This window comes from Citrobacter sp. Cpo147, assembly GCF_030332405.1.
GTDB classification, from domain to species: Bacteria; Pseudomonadota; Gammaproteobacteria; order Enterobacterales; family Enterobacteriaceae; genus Citrobacter; species Citrobacter portucalensis.
The window spans coordinates 1-655 of record NZ_JAOWHX010000009.1 but is presented as its reverse complement, the minus strand read 5'-3'; the positions used below and the strand labels follow the sequence as shown (position 1 = coordinate 655).

The window sequence follows — 655 nt, the reverse complement described above, 5'->3', positions numbered from 1 at the left end:
TGAGGTGGTGCGCACCACGAAAAGCAGTATCAGCATTGCCGACCCGGACGGGGGGCGAAACATCCGACTGAAGGGAGCTATCTATGAGCAATCTTTTTACGGCCTCGAGGGACTTCGAGGAGAAATTGAAAGCGCAGCAGCAGAGTACCGGCGAGATGCTGAAAGCCGCATTCAGCGAGCACGAGCAGTCTGTCAGAGCGGAACTGAGCGCAAGCGCGAGGAGAATCAGCGACGCCATCAGCGCCCACGAGCAGAATATGAGCGAGGCGATGGAGAAAAACCGGCGGAGCGTGCTGCTGACGGCCGGGAGGACATGGCTCACCATCCTGATGGTGTCAGCGCTGCTGATCGGCACGAGCGGGAGCATTCTGTGGTGGCAGGGGCAGCAGATAACCGACAATTACACGCATCTTCGTCAGCAGGAAGATACCCTGGCGAAAATGACCGCCCGGACGTGGGGAGTGCGCTATCAGGAGAGCAGCGACGGCCGGAGATTCCTTATCCTGCCGCCGGGGATGCAAACCGAAGCCATCCCTTACGACGGGACGACATGGATCCGCCTGAAACAGGAGTAGCGGAAAATGACAGAGCTGGAAAAGCAGTTGCTGAGCGCATTAGAGCAGCTACAGCAGGACTACTCGCAAAGGCTGGACGA

2 protein-coding genes are annotated in these 655 nt (G+C 58.5%); both read left to right on the top strand.

What is annotated here, in order from left to right; translation table 11 throughout:
• Positions 1–83 precede the first annotated feature (83 nt).
• Entirely contained in the window at positions 84–575 is a 492-nt protein-coding gene (locus OGY06_RS00050; protein WP_032072598.1) for an MbeB family mobilization protein, read from the top strand.
• 6 nt (positions 576–581) lie between these two features.
• On the top strand, positions 582–655 hold a 74-nt coding region (locus OGY06_RS00045), incomplete at its 3' end, for an MbeD/MobD family mobilization/exclusion family protein (RefSeq protein WP_267493147.1).